Origin of the sequence: Helicobacter cappadocius (genome assembly GCF_030688855.1) — a bacterium.
Classification (GTDB): Bacteria; Campylobacterota; Campylobacteria; order Campylobacterales; family Helicobacteraceae; genus Helicobacter_J; species Helicobacter_J cappadocius.
The window spans coordinates 1-20,915 of the sequence record NZ_JAUYZK010000002.1; the positions used below are offsets into that span (position 1 = coordinate 1).

The following is a 20,915-nucleotide window of genomic DNA, read 5'->3' on the forward strand; positions in this document are numbered from 1 at the left end:
AAATCCCCTTACTTGATGAAAATGGAAACCAAAGAATGAACCAAAATGGCAAACCTCTCTTTGAAATTGCCACAGAACCCATCTATCATATTATCGCAAGAAAAGAAAAAGAGCTTGTATTTTTTGAAACAGATTATGAGGAAGTTAATCTCTCGGACATACGGAACATTAAACGCACTGAAAAATCTCTTAGCTTTAGTGATGGTAAAAATGAATATTATTTTAATTTCTCTAAAAGTGTCTTGCAAAAAAAATTTTATATTCCTCAACAACACTCAAAAATCAATATTAATATCATTGAGAATCCTTTTGATATTTTAAAGCAAATTGGAAAAAATATACTCCATTCTAATTTTAGACAAAATAATATTATCAATGATTATATTATTTTGCCACTTTTTAGTTCAAAAGGAGAAAAAAATGTACCAAAAAGAAGTCAGCTAAATCAATGGAATGCAGGAGGAAAAGAAAGAAATTTAGATGAGGCTTATATACCAATTCCTAAGATGATTCACAAGTTTTTTCCTGACTTCTTCCCTTTGATTATGTTTATCAAAAAGAAAGAAAATTAACAAAAAGTGCTGATTTTTGAAAATATCAATTTAAGTTATATTTAATATAAAATGACCAAAGCGATACAGAAGATTTGTCTATGTAATTGTCTAAAGAAGGGATATATTTTATATGTTTTGTGGATTTATTTTTAGGATCAAATGGTTTAATAAGCTGAGCTTATTTTGCAATTCATTTTTACACCCTTATATATTAGAATAATTATATTATACTTAATTTTTATGTAACTCTTATTCTATCTAAATAATCAGCCCACCATTGAAGTAATGGTCTGATTTGTTCAGTATAATCAGCCTTGTGATTATATGCTTGAGTAACTTCATTTCCAATATGATGATCTAAGACAGCTTCTTTTATTTCAAAAGAAATGTTATGTTCATTCTGATAGGTATCACAAAGGCTTCTGAAAGTTCCTCTAAAAGAATGCACTATTTGTTTTCTTTCTCTTGATTCATCATTAAAGCCCATACTTCTGAGAGCTTTATTTAGTGATTCGCTAATGATTGGCTTTTTATGATCTTTGATAGAATGAAAAACCCACTCTCCAAAGCCTGTGAAAATTTGAATTTCTTTTAAAATGACAAGGGCTTGTTTAGAAAGAGGAAGTTTTGTTTTTGATAGCTATAACGAAACTGCCAATATTTATGTCCAGTTCTATGTATTAAAATTCTTAAACCTTTTATGTCTGTTAAAGAATAATCCTTGTCTTTTGGTTTGGCATTTTTGATCTCAATATCTGTCATTTTTTTTGTTCCTTATATGTTCAATTCCCTAAATGGTGATTATGAGAGCTAAACTGGTTATAAAATTTATAAATATCAGATTATATCTTTTTTGTAACCACTTTTTGTGGGCTGTAATATGCTATGAATGGGATACAATATGCTATGAACGAAGATGAATGGAAGAAAATTGATGGTCGGAGTAGCGGGATTCAAACCCACGACCTCACCCACCCCAAGGGTGCGCGCTAATCAGGCTGCGCTATACTCCGAAAAAATTGGAGTTGGTATTGTAGCATAAAAAATGAGTTCTTAAGATTTTTGTATAAGAGGAATGTTTTTTGCTTCATTTTGCTTAGTTAGCTAGAATTCTAAGGAGAGAATGATGGTATTTTTGATCCATTTAAGACGATTTATTTTTATGATTTTATGTCTATTTAGTGTGAATGTGCAGGCTGAAAAAATAGGCGATATTGCTAGTATTGTTGGCGTCAGAGATAATCAACTCATTGGTTATGGTTTGGTTATTGGTCTTAATGGGACAGGAGATAAAAACAGCTCAAAATTTACGATGCAGTCTATTGCCAATATGCTTGAGAGTGTGAATGTCAAGATTTCTCCAGATGATATTAAATCTAAGAATGTGGCAGCAGTTATGATCACAGCTTCTTTGCCTTCATTTGCAAGACAGGGTGATAAAATTGATATACAAATTTCTTCTATTGGAGATGCAAAGTCTATACAGGGAGGCACATTGATTATGACTCCCCTTACTGCGGTAGATGGCAATATTTATGCAATCGCACAAGGGGCGGTAGTTTTGGGAAATTCTCAAAATGCTCTTTCGGCAACTGTGGTAAATGGGGCTACTATAGAGCGAGAGGTGACTTATGATTTGTATGATAAAACAGGAATGAGCTTGAGTTTGAAAAAATCTAGTTTTCAAAACGCAGTTAAGATTCAAAATGCAATCAATAAAGTTTTTGGTTCAGATATTGCACTAGCAATCGATCCTAGAACAATTAAGATCGTTCGTCCAAAAAATCTAAGCATGATAGAATTTCTAGCGTTGGTGCAAGAGGTTAATGTTGATTATAGCAATAGTGATAAAATTATCATTGATGAAAAATCAGGAACTATTGTTGCAGGTGTGGGCATTATTGTTCATCCTGTGATGGTTAGTAGCGGAGATATAACTATAAAAATCACAAAAGATCCATTAGATGATGATAATGCACAAAAAATAGATGCAAACACAACCTTTGATGCTAAACAAAATACTCTTAGTTCTAATGGTAAGTTCGCTACTATCTCAAGTGTTGTTAAAGCTCTGCAAAGAATGGGTGCGAGTGCCAAAAGTATGATTTCTATATTAGAGGCTATGAAAAGAAGCGGTGCTATTAGTGCTGAAATCGAGGTGATATGATGAAGTTAGATGTGAATTCCATTTATAGTAACTATCAAACTGATAAGGTTTTGAAACAATCAGATCTCAAAGGTGATGATAAAAAACTAAAAAAACAAACTGATGAATTTGAAGCATTGATATTGAAATTTTTTCTTGATACATCCTTAAAACTTGATAACCCCTTGTATCCAAAAGAAGCTGGAACAGAAATATATCAGGCCATGTATAAAGAGAATTTATCCAAAGAACTGAGCGGAAGTTTTGGCTATAGTGAATTGTTATTTAATTTTCTAAAAGAACAAGAAGTTGGAAAAAGATAAAAATACCTTAGAGTTTGAGGATGCTTCAACTCTATCGGATGAAAAGGTTATTGGAAAAGAAATGCTTGAAAAGATTAGCTCCAATGATAAAAATGAGCTTTTAGAGTTATTAAATGAGTTTATTTTACAAACCTATAAAATAGAAAAAGAATTCAAAGATTACAAGGCACTTTATGAATGGGTGATAGAAATTCTTCCTCAAGCAATTTGGGTGATCAATAATAATGGAAGTTTTTTCTATAAAAATACCTTAGCATCGCAAATAGAGAGTATTTTTGAAGAAGCAAAAAAACATAATTTTAATGGTGAAATTGAAGGAGATGAAAAAACTTATCTTTTTCAAAGTAATAGTATTCAAAATAGACAGGTTGTAGCAGCTACAGATATTACTTTGCAAAAAAGACAAGAACGTCTAGCTTCGATGGGGCAGGTTTCAGCACATCTTGCACATGAAATCCGTAATCCTATTGGCTCTATTTCAATCCTTACATCTACATTATTAAAACGAAGTGACAATAGTTTAAAACCTATTGTTTTTGAAATACAAAAATCCCTCTGGAGAGTGGAACGAATAATCAGTGCTACACTTCTATTTTCAAAAGGAGTAAGTGCACAGAAAAACTTACACAATTTAATGGAATTGAAAAATGATATTGAAGATGTAATTGAGCAATACACTTATTCAAAACAGATAGATATTTTGTTTGATTTTCAAGATAAGGAAGCATTATTTGATTTAGATTTGATGGGAATAGTGATGCAAAATTTTGTTTATAACTCTATTGATGCCATTGAAGATAATGATAATTTAAGTAATGGTCAGATTTTGATCAAAGCAGGGGTTATAGATAATCAGATTATTTTTTCTATCAGCGATAATGGAAAACCTATAGAAAATAAAAATCTGCTTTTTGAACCCTTTAAGACTACAAAACTTAAGGGTAATGGACTTGGATTAGCTTTATCATTACAAATAGTTGAGGCTCATAATGGTAGCATAAAGCTTTTAGATCAAGAACAAAAAATCTTTGAAATAAAAATCCCTAATTTTTTATAATTCTCGTCTTATTTACTATTTTGGTATATGATTAATCCATTATCTAATTGATAAAATTTTTCTACAAAAAAGGATTTTAAATGAGCGTTGTAAAATTACTTAAACAGCTTCAAGCTGATTCGATTGTACTTTTTATGAAAATTCATAATTTCCATTGGAATGTAAAAGGTTCAGATTTTTATCATACACACAAAGCAACTGAAGAAATTTACGAAAAATTTGCAGATATGTTTGATGATCTTGCAGAGAGGATTGTTCAATTGGGCGATAAACCAGTTGTTACACTTACTGAAGCTCTTGCTAGTGCAAAAGTCAAAGAAGAAACCAAGACAGATTTCAAATCCGATAGTATTTTTAAAGCTATTTTGGTTGATTATGAATATCTTGAAAAAGAATTCAAAAAATTATCCGAACTTTCAGATAAAGAAAAAGATAAGGTCACAGCTTCTTATGCTGATGAACAAGTTGCTAGTTTGCAAAAATCTATTTGGATGCTTAAAGCACACTTGGGTTAATTTTTTAACCCTCCTTTCCTATGGAGGGGAGTGTATTTTAAGGTTTTTTCCAATCTTTAATCCCTCTTTTATGGTAACTCAGATAAATTTGTCTATAAGTCATTTTGTTGAAAAATACATAGTTATTGATGGTAATCCAAACGAATTTTACACCCCTCCAGAATATTAAAAAATCAAAATATATCATCATAAGTTGATTTTCTGGGAAGTTTTTAAAGTTTTTATGTTAATGTAATACATATCAAAAAATTAAAGGAATCAAATGAAAAATTTAAAAAAGTTCTTTGTAATAGGCTTTATAGGGCTTCTTAGTATTTTTGTAGTTGCTTGTTCAGATACTAAAGATCAAGATGGTATTTCTTCTATTAAAAAAAGAGATGTTTTAAGAGTGGGCGTTTTTAGTGACAAACCTCCTTTTGGATTTATTAATGCACAAGGACAATATGATGGATTTGATGTATATATTTCCAAAAAAATCGCAAAAGATATGCTTGGAGATGAATCGAAAATAGAATTTATTCCAGTTGAAGCAATGTCTAGGGTTGAATTCATCAAATCGGGCAAAGTTGATATCATCATGGCTAATTTTACCAAGACAAAAGAAAGAGAAGAAGTTGTTGATTTTGCCATGCCTTATATGAAGGTTGCACTTGGAGTTGTTTCTAAAAATGGAGAAATAAAAAGTATCGATGATCTCAAAGATAAACCACTGATTGTTAATAAGGGGACCACTGCAGATTTTTATTTCAGCAAAAATTATCCTGATATAAAACTACTTAAATACGATCAAAATACTGAAGCATTTCAAGCTTTGAAAGATGGTAGAGCAGATGCATTAGCACATGATAATACTTTATTATTCGCTTGGGCAAAAGAAAATCCAGGTTTTGTAGTTAGCATATCTTCTTTAGGCGATGAACAAGTTATTGCTCCAGCAGTAAAGAAGGGCAATAAAGAACTTTTGGAGTGGCTAAATAATGAAATAAAAACTCTAAATGAAGATGGTTTTATCAAACAAGCTTATGATGCTACACTTGCTCCAATTTACGGAACTGAAGTGGATCCAGCTTCTGTAATTTTTGAAGAAGATACTAAAAACTAATTATTCTCCGCCCATTGCTTCGCTTTGGGCACTTGCAGTCAGTGGATCAATAATCATATCAAGGGTTCCAGATAGCATTATTTCTTCAAGACTATAAAGAGTTAGACCTATCCGATGATCTGTGAGACGATTTTGAGGATAGTTGTATGTCCGTATTCGTTCGCTCCTATCTCCGCTTCCTACCTGAGATTTTCTCGCTTCTGAATTCTGAGTTTTTTGTTCATCTATTTGAGCTTCATAGATACGAGCTTTTAAGATTTTCATTGCTTTATCTTTATTTTTATGTTGAGATTTTTCATCTTGCATGGATACACTGATTCCTGTGGGGATATGAGTGATACGAACAGCAGAATCAGTGGTATTTACCGATTGCCCCCCATGCCCACCTGCACGAAATACATCTACTTTTAGATCGTTTGGGTTGATGTTCACTTCCACATCATCCACTTCTGGCATAATTGCTACGGTAATGGCTGAGGTATGAATTCTACCTTGTGATTCTGTTTCAGGAACTCTCTGTACTCTGTGCGTTCCTGCTTCATATTTAAGTCTAGAGTACGCTCCTTTTCCCTTGATAAGTGCAATCACTTCCTTATATCCGCCAAAATTATTTTCACTTGAACTGATTATCTCAACTTTCCATTTTTTAATATCTGCATATCGACAATAGGCACGAAAAAGATCTCCTACAAAAATTCCTGCTTCATCACCACCTGTTCCAGCTCGTAGTTCTAAATAAATATTTTTATTGTCGTTTGGATCTTTGGGCATAAGGAGTATTTTTATTTCTAATTCTAGATTATTTTTTTCTACCTCTAATATTTTTAACTCTTCTTTGGCAAGTTCACCTAGTTCCTTATCTTCCAATAAGGATTTATTTTCTTTGATGGATTCTAATGTTTGAATGTATTTTTTTGCATTTTGTGCGATTTCTCCAATATCACTCTGCTCTTTGCTTAAAGATGTTAGTCTTTTGATGTCCGCAATAACTTCGGAGTTTGAAAGCAATGAAGAAATTTCGTCATAGCGTTGAATGATGGGTATGAGTTTGTTTACAAGCATTAGAAAGCCCCTACAATTACAAAGTCAATAAAGAGACTTTAAAGAGCTAACCACCAAAGAATTTACGCGACTTTGGTGGCAATTTTTTTGACAGAAGCGTTAAGTCTAGAAACCCTTCTTGAGGCTGTATTTTTTTTGATAATACCCTTGCTGACAAATTTATGTAGCTCTTTATTTGCTATTTTTAAGCTTTCTTGAGCTTTTGCTATATCGTTTGCATTGACTGCTTCGCGAACTGCTTTGATGATATTTTTGATTCTAGTTCTATAATATCTGTTTCTCTCAGTTCTTTTTTCGGTTTGTCTGATTCTTTTTTCTGCAGATTTATGATTCGCCATTGTTTGGTTAATCCTTTTATAATTTTTTATAGGGCAGAATTATGCCTTAGATTTGATTAAAAGTAGTTTAAAATTACGCGTTAGAATTTACCCCTTTTACGGAGATTAATAAATGAAGATTTTTGGAACTGATGGAGTTAGAGGGAAGGCTGGAATAGATATTACTCCTATCCTTACGATAAAATTAGGAATTGTCGCTGGGCTGTATTTTCGCAAACATTCCATCACCAATAAGATTTTGGTAGGTAAGGATACTCGAAAAAGTGGATATATGATAGAAAATGCACTTGTAAGTGCTTTGACTTCTGTGGGGTATGATGTGATACAGGTAGGACCTATGCCCACTCCATCAATTGCATTTTTAACCGAAGATATGCGATGTGATGCAGGTATCATGATCAGTGCTTCTCATAATCCCTATGAAGATAATGGAATCAAATTTTTTAATCGATTTGGCTACAAATTAGATGAAAGTGCTGAAGTTGAGATTGAGAAATTATTTGACAATGAAGAGCTTATTGAAAGTAGCTATAAAACAGGATTGGAAATAGGTAGTTCCAAACGTATTGATGATGTGATAGGTCGCTATATTGTACATATAAAAAATTCCTTCCCTAAAAATCTTACTCTGCAGGGAATTCGAGTGGTTGTAGATGCTGCAAATGGTGCTGGATACAAGGTCGCTCCGACAATATTTAGCGAACTAGGAGCAGATGTAGTGGTTATCAACAATAAACCTAATGGTTATAATATCAATGAGCAGTGCGGGGCTATGCACCCCTTATCTCTTAGCAATGAAGTTAGACGTTATCGTGCTGATATTGGGTTTGCACTTGATGGAGATGCTGATAGACTTGTGGTGGTTGATAATAAGGGAAATGTAGTTGATGGCGATAAGCTTATCGGGGTTTTGGGTGTATATCAAAAGAAGATCGGAGGTCTAAAAAACAATAAGCTTGTAACCACCGTAATGAGTAATCTCGCACTTGAGGAATATCTGAAGAAAAATCATATTGAGCTCATTAGAAGTAATGTTGGGGACAAATATGTTTGTGATGAAATGCAAAAAAATGGGGCCAGTTTGGGAGGAGAACAGAGCGGGCATATTATTTTTGGTGATTATGCAAAGACAGGAGATGGTCTTCTCAGTGCTCTTCAGGTAATGGCAGCATTAAATGAGAGTGGTAAAAAAAGTTCAGATTTGTTCAATGCTTTTGAGCTTTATCCTCAAAAATTAATCAATTTAAATGTTGAACAAAAAATTCCATTGGATTGTATTACTGGATATGAAGAAAAAATTCAAAAAATCTCCTCATTGGGTATGCGTCATCTTATTAGATATTCTGGTACGGAGAATAAATTACGTATTCTACTAGAAGGAAAAGATAAGACATTGCTTGAATCAAATATTAAAGATTTGAGCGAATTTCTCAAAAATAAACTCTCTTAGGAGATGCAATGAAAAAGAGTCTTTTTATTTTTATTTTTTTATTTTTGGTAATTTTTGTGTTAGATCAATGGATTAAATATCTAGTAGTGAATGGATTTGATTATCAAAGCGAGGCCGTTTCTATTATGCTTGTTTATAATAAAGGTGTTGCCTTTTCTATGCTTAGTTTTTTGGGCTCTGCTTTGAAATATATTCAAATAATTCTAGTGCTTGTGGTATGGATAATGTTGCTTCGTCAAAGAGAATTTTTTATTCAAAATCATTGTATTTTCGGGATCATTTTTGGGGCAGGTTGTTCGAATATACTTGATAGATTTACTTATGCAGGAGTAGTAGATTATATCCATTGGCACTATATTATTGAATTTCCTGCAGTGTTTAACTTTGCTGATGTGATGATTGATATTGGAGTGGGAATTTTGATTTTAAAAATGTTGTTTTTAAGTAAAACTAAATAATGCTTAGTATATAATCTCTGTCCTAAAATTCGGTCGCGTAGCTCAGTTGGTAGAGCACTACCTTGACATGGTAGTGGTCGTTGGTTCAAATCCAATCGTGGCCACCATTCATATTAGTTAAATACTTTCATTAAATTCTTCTAATCTAATCTTTAATATTAAATTTATTTTTTAATAATATTTTTATATTGTTTTATATTGAAATAAATATATTGATTTTAATATAAAATATGAAGCTATATAGTATTTATTTTCCAATCTTTCAAATAATTTTTTATAATAATAATTATTTTGTTATAATAAAAATTCTGATTAGAATTAGATTTTCAAATAAGAATCTATTTTAGATTTTTTGGATTGGAAAATATGAAATTTTTTTTATTGATAATTTATTTTTTCTGTCAAATGGCTATGGGGATCGATTTTATCTCTATTGAACCAAAAATAGGTATTGCACCTTATCAGAATTTTGAATCTAAAGTGGAATCTGAAACTCTGGATAATTTTTTTGATTATGGTGTGGATATATATTCTTCTATACCCAAGATGAAAAATTTTGAATTTGGAATTGGTGGAGAAATAAGGAGATTGAATCCTTTATTGATTGATAAGAAAAATGTAGGATTATTTTTCGCTCTTTTAAAATTTCCTACTCTTCTTGACACAAAATTTATTATTAGATTGGGATTTTTACAAAATATAGTTTTAGAAAATAGTTTTTATTATGGACTTGGTATTGAAAAATCTTTTTTTAGTTTAGTTTTTCAAGTTTTGTTTGATGATATGCAGCTCAAAAGTAACAATATTGATTTGCACTATCGTTCGGTTGTTTTTAAAATGGGGATAAAAATTTGAAAAAAGTCTGTATTTTTCTTATTGTCATGAAGCTTTCGGGTAGCAATATGGACTTGCAACTTCAAAATCAAAATAGAGTTTTGGATTTATTACATAAACAGAAGGAAGAAAAATATATTCAGGAACAACTTCAGTATCCAGATAAATATCAAAATAATCCTCAAGATGAAATCAAAGAATTTGAAGATAATAAAGAATATATTTTTAAAAATATTAGTGTGCAAAGCAAACATAAAATATCTAAAGTTGTCCTTGAAATTTCAAAAAGCTATGAAAATAGACCTTTAAAAAAACAAGACATTTTTGAATTAATCAAAAAAACAAGTGAATACTATATTAGAAGGGGCTTTACGACCACCTTGGTGACCATAAAATCAGGGAATATAAAAACTGGAGAATTGATTTTAGAGGTAAAGCTTGGATATATCAATAGTATTAATATTAAAAATTCCAAATATTCCAAAATCAGGATTTTTGATGCTTTTCCAATCAAAAAGGGAGATATTTTAGATATTTATGCACTAGATCAAGGATTAGAAAATTTGAACAATGGTGGTTATTCTTATCATATGCAGGTTGAACCAAGTCAAAAGATCGGATATTCTGATATTGTGCTTAGTGAAAAAAAGATTTCTGGGGGCATTAATTTAGGGTTGAATAACAGTTCTACTATTGATAAGGGTGCACTTAGATCCATATTAGGATTTACTCAATACGATTTATTTGGAATCAATGATATATTATCTTTGACCTATATGGAACGTTTTATTCATGATCGTAATAAAAATAAAGAGAGTATTTATTCCGGAATGTATTCTATTCCTTTTAAGTATTGGAAATTTTCTTATTCCTGGAGTTATACTGATAGCTATGCTAATATTAAAGCACAGTATGCAGATTATACTAACAAAAGTCAAAATTTTCGTCAAAATCTTAGAATACAGAGAGTTTTACATAGAAATAAAAATAGTAAAACTACCCTTTATACGGAAAGCAAAATGAGGGGACAAAAAAATCAGGTAAATAATCTTTTGATAGAAATAAATAGTAAAAATTACACGGCTATTGGAGCTGGAATAGAACATGTCAATAAACTATTTGGTGGAAATTTGTATTTAGATATTGAGTATTTGCGCGGAGTACCTATATTTGGAGGGCAGGGTGATAGGAAGGATTCTATTTTTAAAGCAGAATACAATAAAGTAAATTTTAATGCTTCTTGGCAAAAATATTTTTATTATAGTCCTTATGTAGCATTGATATATCGATTGAATGTTGGGGCGAGTTATAGTAATGATGAATTATTTTATGCTGATAAATTTTTTATCGGGGATCAATACACTGTAAGAGGATTCAAAGAAAGCTCATTAGCACTTGATAAAGGTGGATATATTGCAAATACTATTATTTTAAAACCTATTTATTTTCAAGGAAGTGTTTGGAATATCGAGCCTTTTTTTGGATTGGATTATGGAGGTGGTAGAGATTATGGCTTGAATTATAACGATCAGATTGCAGGAGTTGCTTTTGGAGCAAATTATTTTTGGAAGATCATTAGCTTTGGGGTTACGATTTCCAAGCCATTGTTCTATTCTATAGACATGCCCAAAGAATCTATACCCGTCTATTTTAATCTAAATATTTCAATTTAGTAATTAAAGACATCAATTATCAATAAGGAAACAAAAGTGAATCTAAATTTTTCTGTTAAAAAATATTTGTCAATATCAGTATCATTGACGCAGGTTCTTTCAACATCTTTGGTGAATCTTTCTGCAGCAGATTTGAGACCTAGAAATCATATTCAGCCATTAGGAAACAACTCATTTACACCTCAAATGAATACTTCTGCAAATGGAAGGGATGTTGTCAATATCGTTAATCCAAACTCTGAAGGAATTTCGCATAACAAATATGAAAGTTTTGATATTGCCAAAGATAATGGAGTTATTTTGAATAATTCCCAAGAAAATGGAGTATCTATTACAGGAGGTTTTGTGGCCGCAAATCCAAATCTTTCCTTAAATGCTAAGCTGATTATAAATGAAATACTATCAAATAAGAACACTTCTTTGGAAGGTACGCTTGAGGTATTTGGAAAAAATGCAGATGTTATCATTGCCAATGAAAATGGTCTGGTTGTTAATGGCGTATCTTTTATTAATACTGGAGGAGTTACATTAACTACAGGGGTTATTGATGATGTTGATTGGCAAATTTCGATCCGTCAAGGAGAAGTGAATATTTTAAATGGAGGAGTGGGATTAGATGGGGATTATTTTTCCATAATTTCTCAGAGCATGAAACTTTCTGGAAGTATTGGAAGGCTTGATGGAAATCCACTCAAAAAGATAAATTTTATCGCAGGTGTGAATGATGTAGAATTGGCAACAGATATAAGTGATCCTGTGATTAAAGATACAAAAGCATCAGGTTCTAAAAAACCTGAATTATCTATTGATGGGAATATGCTGGGTTCTATGTATGCCGGTTATATCCATTTTATTAGCACCGAAAATGGGGTAGGTGTGCGACATTCTGGAGTAATCAAAAGTGCAAGTGATATTAGTATTGATGCTAAAGGAGATATTCAAACATCCGCATTGATAGCCCAAAATATTGATCTAAAATCATCTAGTGATATAAATAATAAAGGTTTGATTGTTGCTGATAAAAAACTCATGATCGAAGCTCATACTCTAAATAATTTTGATACAGCTGATTATAATGTGATGGAAAAATTAGGATTGGAACTAAAAACCTCTTATCTTCAAGGGGAAAATATTGATTTAAAAATGACAAATTTATTCAATCAGGGCAAAATTATTGCTCTTCAAGGCATTTATATGAATTCTTTGAGTAATTTTGGAGAGTTTGAAAACAAAGGAAATATATCTTCTAAAGATATTATGATTCAAACATCTGTATTTAAAAATAGTGGTGTGATTTCTTCTGGTGATCTTAAACTTCAAGTTTTCGAAAAAAATATTAATTTCGGAGATATTCAATCGGATTTATTCAGTGTGCAGACAAAAAACTATTTCAATCAAGGAACAATCAGTTCCAATACAGGGATTTTTAACTCAGAGAGTTTTGAAAATCAAGGAAAAATCAAAATAGGTAATTTGGATATAGACACCCAAAAGCTCATTAATAGTTCCCAAATTAGCACCTTTAACATCCAATTAAATATTCAAGAAATAGAAAATACTGGAAATATTGAGAGTGTAAATCAGCTATTTCTGATTTTTAAAGATACTTCTGAAAACCTCTCTAATTTTTTTCACAATAGCAAAGGAATTTTCCACAGCGACGATACTTTAAGTCTCAAAAGCGGATCGGTAGATATTGACTCTGAGTTTGGAAAAATGAGTGCTAATGGGAAAATATTAATTGAAAGCAACGGAGATATTTCTATCAAAAAAACTTTTAGCAATATCGGTTCAATTGGTTTGAAAGCTACGGGATCTATTTTTAAAGACAATGATACACTTTTGGCCTCTCAAAATAATGTTTATTTAGATGCAAAAACTTTTTTAAATCGTGCAGGAGGATATGTTTTTGGAAAAAATATTACGATTAAAGCAGACGATATTATAAATAGTGAAAATAGCACAATAGATGCTCAATTCATTGTATCTTTAAGGGCTGATACGATTGATAATAATATGGGTACGATAAATTCGGGTGGGAATATGGAACTTTTTGTCAAGACCTTGAATAATACAGGAAAAACATTAGGTAGTCTGAACTTTATTGATACAAGACCGGGATGGTTGCATTATTATTTTGCCAAAGATTATTTTGGAAATAGAAATTTTAATGCATCTTATACTGGCTATAATATAATAAATACTCTTGAAAATACGCAAGCAGTGATAAAATCTGGAGGTAACCTCAAAATTGGTTTTATAGATGGGGGAAAAACAGATATTTATAATAATGATTCAATTATTGCTGCATTTAAAAATATCGACATTGTAGGTAATGTATATAACACAACAAGCAAAAAAGAATACAGCGTACAAGATTTGTTAAAAAGATTTTCGATTGAATCCATAGAAGCTACCCCTACTTACCTTGGTAATACAAATGTTTATAGATTGGGAAGAGGAAATCCTTTGGAGGTTTTGGATAAGGCAAAATATTCTAGTGATGATAATGCCGGTTATTTTGGATTATTAAAGGATTTTTCAAGTAAAAATCAGCTTTTTAAATCTCTGATGGCGGAGGGTTTCGGGGTAGATTGGCTTTCTAAAGATAATCCCAAAGAGCTCAATTTAAATCAAAAAGCAAATATTTCTTTTGTGTCTAAAAATCCCGCTCAAATTGTTGCGGGGGACGACATCAGTATTCGTGGTGAGGTTGTTTATAACTCTACGGGTTCGATTCAAAAAATAAAAGAGGATATCAATACCATCAAGACAAATCTGAAAAATATTCAAGATTTTGATACTAATACTGCTCAAAAAGTCTCTGAAAATAGTCCAGATTTAGATAAGTTAAAAAATCAAAATTCCATTGATGATGCAGACAAAAATACTTCAAAAGAAAATATTTTAGAATCTGTAGGATTAAGCGAACAGGATATATTAGGACTTGGAAAACAGCTTTTGTTTCATGCTGGTAGTGATATTTTGAATTCAAAAATCAGCTATTACATTGAGACAAGACCGGAATTGGTGGATATGGATAAATTTTACGGATCGCAGTATTTTTTCACTCAGGTGGGTTATGAACCTAATAAACCTATTTCAGTTATTGGAGATGCTTATTATGAAAATAGGCTTTTGAATCATCAGCTCATTCAAAATCTTGGCTATAGTAATGCTTTAAGTGCTAATGATGTAAAAGATTTTTTGGATAATGCTGTTTTGGAGCAAAAAAAACTTGGACTAGTTATTGGTGAAGCTTTGAATAAAGAACAGATTTCAAAACTCAATAAGGATATTGTGTGGTATGTAAGCCAAAAAATTAATGGAAATGATGTTTTGGTTCCACAATTGTATTATTCTAAAAATACCTCTTTCAAAAAAACTACCACAACACAAAATTCAAATATAGCTTCCTTGGGTGATCTATTTTTAGATGTGGGTATGTTTCAAAATCAATCTTCAGATTTGAATGCAGATGGCACTGCAGTTATAAATGCGAAAGGGGAAGTAAAAAATATAGGTGGAGTTATTTCAGGTGATAAAATTGCCATAAATGCGAAGAATTTTTTATCTCAAAGTGAATTGGGCATTCATAAGTCTGGAAATTTTGATACTCCCCATCAGGGAAAAATTTTCTCCAAGGGAGATGTGATAGTCCAAACTGAGGGAGATATTAAGATTCAAAACTCCTTAATTTCTTCGGATGGAAGAGATTCTAAAATCAATTTGATTTCAAAAAAAGGTTCAATTGAAATTATTGACGAGATGATTAAAAAAATAGATTACAAAGGAGAAAGTAAGCACAATTCAGACTCTTCTTGGGAAAGTGCAACTATTACTAGTAGTTCTTTGAGTAGTGGTTCGGTGATTCAAGGAAGTAATATTAATTTTAAAAGTGCCACAGACATTACAATCAAAGGTTCTTCTTTGTTCCAGAATTCAAAAGAGGGAAGCATTAATCTTATTTCAGATAGAAATATTAATATCATTGCGGGTATGAATGATAGGGATATTAAAACTAGCACTTCCTTTAGTGGAGTGAATAAAAGCAGTGGAATGCGTGAATATTCTACCGTAACAAATATCACTCAAAAGCAATATCAGAGTGCAAATAGCCTTATTGGTGGTTTGGGGAATATTAACATTAAAGCTAAGAAAGATTTGATTATTCGGTCTTCAGGAGTCCAATCTAACGAGAAAATATCTTTTAATACAGAGGGTAAAATCGATATTTTGGATTCTCAAAATATTTCTGTTTTAAACTCATCTTATAGTTCTTATCAGGTTTTTGGGATTAAAGGAGGAGAGGATAATCAATCTTCTTCTGTTTCATCAGCTTCTTTTATTAATGCAACTAAAGGAGTGTTTCTTGATTCTAAACAAAGCATCCATATATCTGGATCAGAAATTAATGGCGGGGATGGAGATATTGTATTTAGAAGTAAAAAAGACTTAAAAATTGAGGCAGGAAAAAATACTTTCAATCAGCAGAGTACATCCTATGGTTTTGGGATTGTTGGTTCAATAAATGCAGGTGTGATGGAAAGTAAGGTTTCTGCAGGATTTGGGGTTAATGACGGACAGAATTTTGCTGGGGCTCAAAGTAATTTTGATTCTAAAACGCTCGTTTCTGGAAAGATGCAGATGGATTCTTTGGTTTCAGCAGATGCTGGTTTGGAGTTTAGCTATAGCTCTGAAAAAACAAATAGTATATATTATGCAAATTCAAATATCAAAACCACAGGAAGTATAAAAGGTATTGTGGAAGAGAGTGCCGACATTGGAGGTGCGAATTTACAATCATTCAAAGATATTATTTTACAAGCTGGAACTATTGAGACTTCTAAATATATTGATGAAACCACTAAACATTCAATAGGTTTTAATCTTTCTATTAAGCAAAAAGGACAGATAACTAGCTCTGCATTTGATGCGATGAATATGATTTCAAATGTTAGTATAAAAGCTGCTGATGGAAAGAATATTAATGGGGGAATTGTTGCAGCAGAAGCTGTAGGATCAGTTACAAATCTCATATTTAATGATTTAATAGGGGCTGTTTCAACACAAGAAGGCAGTTTTCAAATCAACTATCAAAATTCTAATAAAACATCTGAAAATATATCAAATATAAATGCAGGTGGAAATATTGTTATGCAAACCCTCAAAGGAAACATTAATTTAGTGGGTGTTGATGTTAAAGGAAGTTCTTTGAGTCTTGATTCAGCAAAAGATATAAATATTGTAGCGGCAAAAAATACAAGTGAGGAAAATGGTTTTTCTTTTGGAATTCAGGCAAGGGTTCAAGAATCAGCCGGTTATTCTGCTTTATGGGGAAACAATACTGATGTTGGTGTTGGGGGGAATGTTAATGTTTCTTATAATCAAAAAAATGAAATTTCCTATCAAGCTTCAAATTTTAAAATCAAAAATCAAGCAAAGATTATTTCCAAAGAAGATATAAGCATCATAGGAGGAAAAATCAATGCTACAAATGCAGATGTGCAAGTTGGTAAAAATATGCTTGTTGCGAGTGTAGCTGATATTAAAGATTCTAAAAGCTTGAATGCAAGTTTAGGTGGAGATATTTCTTTGGGTGCTGCGAGTAGCACTATTGGAAAAGGAAACTTTTCTTTCAATGGTGGTGGTGGATACTATTATAAAAATTCTAAAAATGTAGAGATTCAATCTGGCATCGTTACCGAAGGAAAACTGAATGTGAAAGTAAAAGGAAATGCAATTCTTAAAGGAAGTGTTTTGGACTCTAAAATACAAGAAGGGCTTTTTGAGGTTGACGGAAAGCTTAGTATTTCAGATTTAGACTTACATAAGGATATGGGTGGAGGAAATGTAAATCTTTCTGGAGGATTATCTGGTAATTTTGGTGGTCATATCAATGTGGGGGATTATGAAAGTGAAAAAAACAAACTTCATAGTGCAATAAATATAACTACAAAAGTCAAAGATGGCATCACTGTGAATGGAATACAAGCTTCTGTTAAGGATATTTACAATGACACTGAAAAAACCAAAACCATTCTTTCAAGTACTTCTTTTTCAGGAGGGGATATTAGTTTTAGTGGTGATGTGAATAGAATTAGAGAGGTTTTAGGTTCTAAAACATATTCATCTCCTATAGGGGTTGATGAAAATGAAACTTCTAAAAAAAATCATTTTTTAAAACAAGATGATGACTTTAAAGAAACTTTTGTTTTGCAATATGGTGAAAATGTTGAGCAACCAAATTTTGCTCCACCTTCAATTCGTCCTAATTCTTCTACAGAAGCCAATATATCTTCTTCTAACATATCAGATCAAGCCCAATCTACTTTGCATAATCAATCTTTGGTTCAAAAAATCAAAAATATTTTTAGAAAGAATAAAGGCTCTTATACTGCCGAAGACTTAAACTTGGTTTCTGAAGATGCCAAACTTGTTTCTTATGGAAAAATTTATGATGATATTCCTGCAAAATCAGAATCTGTACTCTTTGAACAATCTATGATAAAGCACGAAAAAGATTTGGATAAATTTGCTGCTATGGGAGAAGAAATACCTCCTAGAATCCCGCTAAAAAAAGAGAAAAAAACTAGTGAAGGAGATGTAATGGATTTGGAGGATTTCATTGACAGAGGTATTTTTGATATACAAAGCTTGAATTTATCTCAAAGCGTTGATGTGCTTAATGGAGTTGCAAAAAATCCAATTTTCATGCAAAATCATCAACAGGAAAGTCTAAAAAATTATTTCATAGAACTGCTTTCAGAAGTAGGCGACAACTTCCCTTATCACCCAGATTCAAAAGATTATAGAAAAATTACAGGTGAGATATATGCAAATTTGGATGATAAAATAATAAACAATCCTAAAATTGAACACTATATAAAGAATTTTGATGATTTAAGTAAAAATCACTTTCAGAGATTAGCAAAAGAAGTTGTTGCTCATTACACTGAAACACTCAAGAGTGTGAATTTAGATGTCACAAATACGAATATTCATTTTTCGGAAAAATTTAAAAGTGCTTTTTATTTATCAAGCAATGATGACATTCATATTCCTACACCTCAAGAATATAAGAATATTTATTTTAAAAATCAAAATCCTACATCACAAGAGGTTGGTTTACATTTTTTAAATGTTGTTGTTCATGAAATGACCCATAAACAACAAAATCTTTTTGTTAGAAATATAGACAATCCTGAAATTTCTCAAAATGTTAAAGACTATGCTTCGATTATAGGTTTAAATTTTCAATTTTATGCTCAAGGTAAAAAAGATAGTTATCATCTATATAGAAATCAGATATTGGAAGCGGAAGCCTTTAAGCATGGAGAAGAAACAATGAAAAAATTTGCGGATTCACTTGTGGATAATCATGACCAATTATCAGATATTTCTTTTTCTAGCTCACAACAATCACTAAATATTCCTTCAGTAAATCCACAGAGAAATACAAAACCTTTTTTTCAGAGAGTGTTGAATATATTTTCCAAGCAGAACTCTGAAAACAATCCTAATTCAATGTTACCTAGTTCAGATGCTTTCCCCAAGATAGAGCATTTTCCTACTCGTAATAAAAATCTTGAATCTACACTTGAAGGTGATCCTAATTTTTCAAATGTAGCTCTTGTGTATGGTCTGAGTTCAAATAGAGAAATTTTATTAGAATCAATACCTTTAGAAGAAATCAGAAAAAGACCTCTGATAGCCGATGATTATCTTGAAGCCTTAAATGCTAATGAAAGTTCCGAGAAAGAAAAAAGATTTTATGATTTTGCAAGTTCGGTTGCTATTGGGAGTAAAAATTTGCTTAAAAATATCATTTTGGACTATCAAGAACCTGTTGAAAGTCCTAGAGATGAGGGTATCAATTCCATCCCAAGAAAAGATAATGAAACGATTTTTGAACATTTGGTCAGCAATGAAGCTATTATAAAGATTATCAAAAATATAGATACCAATAAAAAGGCAATGGAAATTATTAAAAAAATAGCAAAAAATAGGGATTTTGAAAGACTATATGATGTTATTGTTTATGGAATTAGTGATTCAGACCTTACGCCTAAGGAAAAAGAATTATATGAACGTTATGTTGGGTATGCTACAGCATTAGATGAAGAGAGATTTTTTGGTGCTAAAACCATAGGTGTTCTTAAAAATGTTCTAGATTCCGGAGGAAAAATTTATTTTAACCTAGATGAGCTTGTTACTAACTATCATCCTTTTACAGATAAAATTGAAGATGTTGATTTGAAAAAACTAGAAAATGTATTCAATTTTAATGATGAATATTATGAATCTATAACTGCAGAAGAATTGAGATATATTTATCAAAATTACAGAACACATCCTAATTTAAAATTTACCGTCAAAAAACAAGTTATTGAAAATCCATTTAAGGATGCTGATGTGATTAAAGTTATAGAATCTCAGATTAATAAAAATAAAATATAGCCACCATTTTTAGTCAAAAAATCTTGGGTATATTGCCTTGGTTATTCCCTTGGTATTCTTTTAGTTTTTTATAAAGCTGGATTTTTAGACGCTCAAGAGCTTTTTGTTTGTTTATTTCTGTGCTATGAAGTTGTATATAAAAAACCACTTTATTATCGCAGTCATTGATATTTGCTTGTAAGGAAGCTATGATTTTATTTTGTTGAGGTTCTATGGTGATTTTATTATAAATAGTCTGAATATTTTTTTCATCGACATTTTGTATAAATTTTGCATATTCTGAACTCAAAATTTTTATAGCTTCTTTGTCATCAGTATCTGAAAAAACAAGCCTAGCTAACACTAGAGGAGAATTTTGATTGAATATATCTTCATAAGCTTTTAAAGATGGAAGTTTTGATGAAAAATCAAGAGCCTGAATGCTTTGAACCAAAGATTTTGCTTGATTGAGTAGATCTTCGAAGGTATTTTTATCTTTAATGGAAATTGATTTGCAGTTTTTAGAATTCAGACTACCTAGCTGTGTGTAGAGATCTTGATACTTATCTTCAAGGGTTTTTAGGAGAAGATTTTTAGATATTTTGATTTGAGAATAATATTGTTTGTTTTTGTATTCAGTGTGGGTAAATGTGATATTTTGAAGTTCTATATTTTCTATAGATACTTGGATATTTTGTAAAATTTTTGATTCTTGTTCTTGATTGTTTTGAATATTTAAGATGCTAGTGCTTGAATTAACCTTTAGTTTAATGCTAGATGCCAAGTCGTTGATAGCATTTTTTTTAGACTCCTCAAGAGTTTTTCCGCTTCCATTTCCATATAAAAAAACATTATCTTTTGGAAGGGAGAGAAACCATTTTGGCGGGGGTGAGACTTCCTCCACCGCAAAACAGGCATTAAATAGCAATGCAATAAAAAGCAATATTAAATTTTTTAACACAAT

The 20,915-nt window shown here is 31.2% G+C and carries 16 protein-coding genes and 2 tRNA genes; 12 read left to right on the forward strand and 6 right to left on the reverse strand.

The annotated features are described in order from the left end of the window. A partial coding sequence (locus tag Q5I06_RS01330) for a phospholipase D-like domain-containing protein (RefSeq protein ID WP_475581209.1) occupies positions 1-572 on the forward strand: 572 nt, incomplete at its 5' end. 220 nt (positions 573-792) lie between these two features. Here the strand turns inward: Q5I06_RS01330 and Q5I06_RS01335 are convergent. From Q5I06_RS01335 to Q5I06_RS01345, 3 genes are all read right to left on the reverse strand, one after another. Continuing rightward, positions 793-1,041 carry a site-specific integrase gene (locus tag Q5I06_RS01335; protein ID WP_305516409.1) on the reverse strand — a complete coding sequence of 83 codons (249 nt, stop codon included), beginning with the start codon at positions 1,039-1,041 and terminating at the stop codon, positions 793-795. Between the two features lie 104 nt (positions 1,042-1,145). Beyond that, on the reverse strand, positions 1,146-1,316 hold the full coding sequence (locus tag Q5I06_RS01340; RefSeq protein WP_305516410.1) for an integrase arm-type DNA-binding domain-containing protein: 171 nt from the start codon (positions 1,314-1,316) through the stop codon (positions 1,146-1,148). Positions 1,317-1,489: 173 nt separating this feature from the next. Continuing rightward, positions 1,490-1,567, reverse strand: a tRNA-Pro gene (locus Q5I06_RS01345). A gap of 149 nt (positions 1,568-1,716) precedes the next feature. Here Q5I06_RS01345 and Q5I06_RS01350 point away from each other — a divergent pair. From Q5I06_RS01350 to Q5I06_RS01370, 5 genes are all read left to right on the forward strand, one after another. Next, positions 1,717-2,721, forward strand: coding sequence for a flagellar basal body P-ring protein FlgI (locus Q5I06_RS01350; protein WP_305516621.1), 1,005 nt, complete (start codon positions 1,717-1,719; stop codon positions 2,719-2,721). After that, complete coding sequence (locus tag Q5I06_RS01355; RefSeq protein ID WP_370690903.1) at positions 2,721-3,023, forward strand: hypothetical protein; 303 nt, start codon at positions 2,721-2,723, stop codon at positions 3,021-3,023. Before Q5I06_RS01350 ends, Q5I06_RS01355 begins: the two co-directional genes overlap by 1 nt. 61 nt (positions 3,024-3,084) lie before the next feature. Continuing rightward, positions 3,085-4,080, forward strand: a complete 996-nt coding sequence (locus Q5I06_RS01360; protein WP_370690909.1) for a sensor histidine kinase — start codon at positions 3,085-3,087, stop codon at positions 4,078-4,080. A gap of 80 nt (positions 4,081-4,160) precedes the next feature. Next, positions 4,161-4,595 carry a Dps family protein gene (locus tag Q5I06_RS01365; protein WP_305516412.1) on the forward strand — a complete coding sequence of 145 codons (435 nt, stop codon included), beginning with the start codon at positions 4,161-4,163 and terminating at the stop codon, positions 4,593-4,595. Between the two features lie 262 nt (positions 4,596-4,857). Further along, on the forward strand, positions 4,858-5,697 hold the full coding sequence (locus Q5I06_RS01370) for a cysteine ABC transporter substrate-binding protein (protein ID WP_305516413.1): 840 nt from the start codon (positions 4,858-4,860) through the stop codon (positions 5,695-5,697). Here the strand turns inward: Q5I06_RS01370 and prfA are convergent, their stop codons facing one another. Together prfA and rpsT are read right to left on the reverse strand one after the other, a co-directional pair. Next, complete coding sequence (gene prfA, locus Q5I06_RS01375) at positions 5,698-6,759, reverse strand: peptide chain release factor 1 (RefSeq protein WP_305516414.1); 1,062 nt, start codon at positions 6,757-6,759, stop codon at positions 5,698-5,700. A gap of 62 nt (positions 6,760-6,821) precedes the next feature. Continuing rightward, positions 6,822-7,097 (reverse strand): 30S ribosomal protein S20, encoded by a 276-nt coding sequence (rpsT, locus tag Q5I06_RS01380; protein ID WP_305516415.1) that lies wholly within the window; start codon positions 7,095-7,097, stop codon positions 6,822-6,824. 112 nt (positions 7,098-7,209) lie between these two features. On the opposite strand from rpsT, the gene glmM reads away from it, so the two are divergent. The 6 genes from glmM (at position 7,210) to Q5I06_RS01410 (ending at position 19,972) form a co-directional block, all read left to right on the forward strand. Next, a complete protein-coding gene (glmM, locus tag Q5I06_RS01385; protein WP_305516416.1) occupies positions 7,210-8,547 on the forward strand; it encodes a phosphoglucosamine mutase in 1,338 nt (445 codons plus the stop codon). 8 nt (positions 8,548-8,555) lie between these two features. Further along, positions 8,556-9,005 (forward strand): signal peptidase II, encoded by a 450-nt coding sequence (gene lspA / locus Q5I06_RS01390; RefSeq protein ID WP_305516417.1) that lies wholly within the window; start codon positions 8,556-8,558, stop codon positions 9,003-9,005. Between the two features lie 31 nt (positions 9,006-9,036). After that, positions 9,037-9,112: transfer RNA gene (locus Q5I06_RS01395), tRNA-Val, on the forward strand. 259 nt (positions 9,113-9,371) lie between these two features. Continuing rightward, positions 9,372-9,860: a hypothetical protein gene (locus tag Q5I06_RS01400; protein WP_305516418.1), complete on the forward strand. Its 489-nt coding sequence runs from the start codon at positions 9,372-9,374 to the stop codon at positions 9,858-9,860. Next, positions 9,857-11,512, forward strand: a complete 1,656-nt coding sequence (locus tag Q5I06_RS01405; protein WP_305516419.1) for a ShlB/FhaC/HecB family hemolysin secretion/activation protein — start codon at positions 9,857-9,859, stop codon at positions 11,510-11,512. The genes Q5I06_RS01400 and Q5I06_RS01405 overlap by 4 nt, the downstream gene beginning before the upstream one ends. A 36-nt stretch (positions 11,513-11,548) precedes the next feature. Further along, on the forward strand, positions 11,549-19,972 hold the full coding sequence (locus Q5I06_RS01410; protein WP_305516420.1) for a two-partner secretion domain-containing protein: 8,424 nt from the start codon (positions 11,549-11,551) through the stop codon (positions 19,970-19,972). 13 nt (positions 19,973-19,985) lie between these two features. Here the strand turns inward: Q5I06_RS01410 and Q5I06_RS01415 are convergent, their stop codons facing one another. Continuing rightward, a complete protein-coding gene (locus tag Q5I06_RS01415) occupies positions 19,986-20,912 on the reverse strand; it encodes an LPP20 family lipoprotein (protein ID WP_305516421.1) in 927 nt (308 codons plus the stop codon). Positions 20,913-20,915 lie beyond the last annotated feature (3 nt).